Here is a 5,144-nt window from a genome sequence, read left to right on the forward strand (position 1 = left end):
GTACCAGCGTACGGCCCACAGAATGATGTCACGCTGAAAATGCCGGCCTTTGAATGGGTTCATGTACAGCTCCATCAGCAAAAGGGGATGATAAGTTTATCACCACCGACTATTTGCAACAGTGCCGTTGGGAGCATCAAAGGCTGATCAGGCAACACTCTGACTACCATGATTTTGGCGATTTCCCCTGGTCGTTCAGACTGAAACGTCTGCTTTATATCCGCACATGGCTCAGTAACGAGCGCCCCGGTCTGATGTTCGATTTTGCCACGGCATGGTTGCTCCAGAATAAAGTATTGTTGCCCGCAGCCTCAGCGCTGACGAGGCTCATTGGCGAAATTCGTGAGCGGGCAAGCAGGCGTTTGTGGCGCAGACTGGCTGCATTACCTGACAGCTGGCAGACTGAGCAACTGGCCGGTCTGCTTGTCATACCGGAAGGACAGCGGGTTTCCGTGATGGAGCAGATACGAAAAGGGCCCGTCAACGTCAGTGGTCCGGCCTTTACTGACGCACTTCAGCGCTACACACGCCTGCGCAGCCTGGAGTTTTCCCGGCTGAATTTTGCCGGGCTGCCTGCAATTCAACTCCGCAACCTGGCTCGTTATGCTGGCATGGCTTCGGTAAAATATATCGCCAGAATGCCGGAGGAACGGCGGCTGGCCATCCTGACCGCGTTTGTTAAAGCACAGGAAATTTTGGCACTCGATGAGGCTGTCGATGTTCTGGATCTGCTGATCCTCAATATCACGCGTTCAGCGAAGCAAACCGGGCAGAAAAAACGGCTCAGAACGCTCAAAGATCTTGATCGCGCGGCGCTACTTCTGGCACATGCATGTACGCTTTTACTGGATGATAAAATGGATGACGCAGCGCTGCGTCAGACTATTTTCAGCCACGTACCAAAGAACCGGCTGGCGGAATCCGTAGGTAAAGTCAATGAGCTTGCCCGCCCGCAGGACACAAATTTCCAGGATGAAATGGTCGAGCAATATGGACGGGTTAAGCGCTTTCTGCCAGCGATGCTGCGTGATTTACATTTTCAGTCTGCCCCTGCCGGCGAAAATACGCTATCGGCCATACATTACCTGGCCGAACTGAGTGGTTCGAAAAAACGCCTCCTGGAGAATGCGCCTGAGCAGATCATTACAGGTCCCTGGAAACGTCTGGTGTACGACTCCGAAGGCCGGATACAGCGTGCAGGATACTCATTGTGCCTGCTGGAACGCCTTCAGGATTCGCTGCGTCGCCGCGATATCTGGCTGGAGAACAGCGATCGCTGGGGCGATCCGCGTCAGAAGTTTCTTCAGGGGAAAGAATGGCAGGCTCAGCGGATCGCCGTATGCCGGGCGCTTGGACACCCCACCGATGGTGGAAATGCCGTTAAACAGCTGGCAACCGAACTGGACGAAACCTGGAAAACGGTGGCCTCACGCTTTGAGCTGAATGCTGCCGTGAGCATCTGTCATCAGGGTAAATATCCGTCCCTGACCATCAGCAGTCTGGAAAAACTGGAAGAACCGCAGCCGCTGATTCTTCTGAACAGCCGCGTCAGGCAGCTGGTCCCCCCTGTTGATCTGACAGAGCTGCTGCTTGAAATTGACGCCCGGACTGGTTTTACCCGCGAATTCACTCATGTGAGTGAGTCTGAAGCCCGTGCTCAGGATCTTAACATCAGCCTGTGTGCCGTACTGCTCGCTGAAGCCTGCAATATCGGACATGAACCGCTGATCAAACACAGTATTCCGGCACTGACCCGCCACCGTCTGAGCTGGGTAAAACAAAACTACATTCGGGCTGAAACGCTGGTCAGCGCTAATGCCCGGTTGGTCGATTTTCAGTCCACGCTGGAACTGTCTGAGCGCTGGGGCGGCGGAGAAGTGGCTTCTGCAGATGGGATGCGCTTTGTCACTCCTGTAAAAACGCTGAACTCTGGCCCTAACAGAAAATACTTTGGCTCAGGGCGTGGGATCACCTGGTACAATTTTGTTTCTGACCAGTATTCCGGCTTTCACGGCATCGTTATCCCCGGTACGTTGCGTGACTCTATCTTTGTGCTGGAAGGGCTTCTGGAGCAGCAGACGGGGCTGAATCCGGTGGAGATTATGACGGACACTGGAGGGTCCAGCGACATTATCTTTGGCCTGTTCTGGCTGCTGGGCTACCAGTTTTCGCCCCGCCTGGCAGATGCCGGTGAGGCGGTATTTTGGCGTGCAGATAAAAATGCGAACTACGGGGTACTGGATGAGCTGGCGCGGGGATGCGTTGAACTGTCAAAGATAGAAACCCAATGGGATGAAATGATGAGGGTTTCCGGTTCTCTGAAGCTGGGTACAGTCCACGCCTCAGAACTTGTGGGCTCGCTTTTAAAAAGTTCCCGTCCGTCAGGGCTGGCGCAGGCGATTATGGAGGTGGGACGGGTCAACAAGACGCTGTACCTCCTCAACTACATTGATGATGAAGAATATCGTCGCAGGATACTGACTCAGCTTAACCGGGGAGAAGGCCGTCACGCCGTGGCAAGGGCGATCTGTTACGGCCAACGTGGTGAGATTAGAAAACGTTACCGTGAGGGGCAGGAGGATCAACTGGGTGCGCTGGGGCTTGTCACTAACGCAGTTGTATTGTGGAACACGCTTTATATGCAGGAAGCGCTATCACATTTGCGCAGCGCTGGTGAGATCCCGGAAGACGAGCATATCTCACGCCTGTCGCCACTGATGTACGGTCATATCAACATGCTGGGACATTATACGTTCACGCTGCCGGAAAATATTCTGAAGGGAGAGTTGAGGCCATTAAATTTCAATTCAAACAATGAATTATTGCCTTAACGTGGTTTTTTACACGATTGAACCTCGAACCCCGGTATAGATTATTCTCCGCGCAGTTGGCGGCGTTTTGGTCAATGTGTGCACTCTGGAAGCCAGGAACGGGATACACCACATCGGTATTCATCCGCGTGCTGTAACAGATAGCGCACCGCGCCGCGCTTTTGTCCATTATCTTAGCCTGAACTTTGTCAGGAATTGCTTTTCTGTTGGTCATTTAGTGTCAGAGCCCTGAAGAATGTTTCGGATATGATTTTCGATTTTCACGCAGACTGCCTCTGACAGCATGTCGCGGGAGACAGGGTTGACCTGAGCAGATTTCTCCGACCAGTAATGGATCCTTGTTTCACCCTGAACAAAAAGAAGACCGCATACTCCCATCGCTCCTCCTGCCGGTGCCATTGCAACAGCTGTAATGGAGTCCATCTTCTGAAAATAATCCGCCGGTGCTGGGATGTATGTGTTAAAACCGCTATTAATATCAACACCAGGAGTCCATCCAGGAATTCGAGGGCAGCAAATCGCTTCTTTCAGGTGAGGAGTTAATAGGCGGAGCAGATCGGGACGCAGGTGGATAATGACTTCAACATTTCCCGGAAAGCTGACATCTTTCGTGAAGACGGTACAGAACTCCCCATCAAAGCGCTGTTCTTCAGTTACTACAGGCGGAAGCCGGCGGAGCACCCCAACCTTTTCACACAGGCTTATCACCACTTTATCGAGCTCGTTAAAATTGGCTGCGAGCTTGCTTAACGCATCATCAGAAAGCACCAGAGCATCGCGGCTTCCGCCACCCAGCGCAATATCACACTCTGCGATCTGCGCCTGAACCTGAGCCAGGGGCAACAGCAGCCGGTCAACTGTGAAGGGCAACGCCGGGGCACTGTGCAGCCAGCACAGCCCATCGGCAAACGCCAGGCGGGAACGGGTAAATAACTGATAAAGTGAAGCCATCTCCCCGGTGCCAGCCTGGCGCTCCGCATGGCCGCGGATAAGCAGCAGTGCATCGCGGATATTCATCAAATCAGAACAGCACTTTGCCACAACATCGCCGGCAGTGTGCGGCCGAGGGGCTGGCAAAAAGGGTGACTGCTCATGCTGATCAATATAACGGTACAGATCTGTCATATTCTGGGTGACCGTTATATTCCTGCGCTGAAGTACTGCATCGACCCGGGCTTTCAGCTCGTCATCGATGCGGGCATTGACCATAGCCATACATAAGCTCCTTAACCGGTTGGAGATGTAAAGCTTATCTGCTTTACATGAGATTGTAAATCTCTTTTGCTTTACTTTTAATGTAAAGATTGCCGTCTTACATTTTTGCATAATATTCAATAATTGAAATAATTATTGTCCATCTATCAACAGTGTCCTTTCTCGTTGCCTCAGATCCGAAAACCGGTATTTCCGGATCTTCGTTCCTGCCCCCGGCGCACAGCGGCCCCGCAACACAAGATGTAGCGGTGTTTCCAGCTGACAGTGACGCTATATGTGGGGTTTGAGGTCCAATGGAACGAAAACGTACGCTAAGGATATATATTATTGATTTATAATAAAATATGAGAAAATTCCTTTTCAGGAACCCTCTCATATGATGTAACTGATGCTATTTTCTTCGTTTCTTTTGAGTACTTTTAATAGCCATATATGATGTTTCATATAGAGTTAAAAGTTTCCCCATCTGACTATCTATAGCGTCATGCTTCTCAGGATTTCTTAATTTTTGCAACAATTTAGATATATATTTCGCAGGTAATTTTATTATTAATGAATTATGAGATTGATACATTTCTTTTGTCCAATCCAAATCTCTCCCTGATTTCAATGCCTCACTTTCTTCTCTATTAATAATAAATCCTAATTTTCCATACGGACCTGTTAAATATGATTGTAATTGTCTGTACTCAGATGGGCCTAATTCTTCAAAATTTTTCGCATCAAAAACAACTTGTCTTGTTTTATAGTCTTCTAATACACGCTTCCAAAAATCTGATTTTCCACCATTGGTACCTATAATATCTCGTCTCTGAACCGCGTTACCGTTTGGATGCGGTTTTATATCTGTCAGGTGGGGGCTTTGTTGAATAAATCAGATTTCGGGTAAGTCTCCCCCGTAGCGGGTTGTGTTTTCAGGCAATACGCACGCTTTCAGGCATACCTGCTTTCGTCATTTTGTTCAGCGCTCGGGTAATGACTCCAACTTACTGATAGTGTTTTATGTTCAGATAATGCCCGATGACCTTGTCATACAGCTCCACCGATTTTGAGAACGACAGTGACTTCCGTCCCAGCCTTGCCAGATGTTGTCGCAGA

At 50.1% G+C, this 5,144-nt stretch carries 2 protein-coding genes and 2 pseudogenes; 1 reads left to right on the forward strand and 3 read right to left on the reverse strand.

The window, feature by feature from the left end; genetic code table 11:
• Positions 1-63 (reverse strand): annotated as a pseudogene (locus K2184_RS28665) (hypothetical protein); the annotation flags it as partial.
• Between the two features lie 62 nt (positions 64-125).
• Here K2184_RS28665 and K2184_RS28670 point away from each other — a divergent pair.
• Positions 126-2,831, forward strand: a pseudogene (locus K2184_RS28670) (Tn3 family transposase); the annotation flags it as partial.
• Positions 2,832-3,041: 210 nt separating this feature from the next.
• Here K2184_RS28670 and K2184_RS28675 read toward each other — a convergent pair.
• Together K2184_RS28675 and K2184_RS28680 are read right to left on the reverse strand one after the other, a co-directional pair.
• Complete coding sequence (locus K2184_RS28675; protein WP_019706030.1) at positions 3,042-4,046, reverse strand: hypothetical protein; 1,005 nt, start codon at positions 4,044-4,046, stop codon at positions 3,042-3,044.
• Between the two features lie 986 nt (positions 4,047-5,032).
• Positions 5,033-5,144, reverse strand: a 112-nt coding sequence (locus K2184_RS28680; protein ID WP_213276154.1) for an IS1 family transposase, incomplete at its 5' end; no start/stop codon positions are given.

It is taken from the genome of Klebsiella sp. K5-306, from assembly GCF_051835185.1.
Lineage (GTDB): Bacteria > Pseudomonadota > Gammaproteobacteria > Enterobacterales > Enterobacteriaceae > Klebsiella > Klebsiella oxytoca.

Excerpts from the sequence above, each read along its gene's own strand:
- K2184_RS28675 (WP_019706030.1), bottom strand. The coding sequence starts at position 4,046 with ATGGCTATGGTCAATGCCCGCATCGATGACGAGCTGAAAGCCCGGGTC.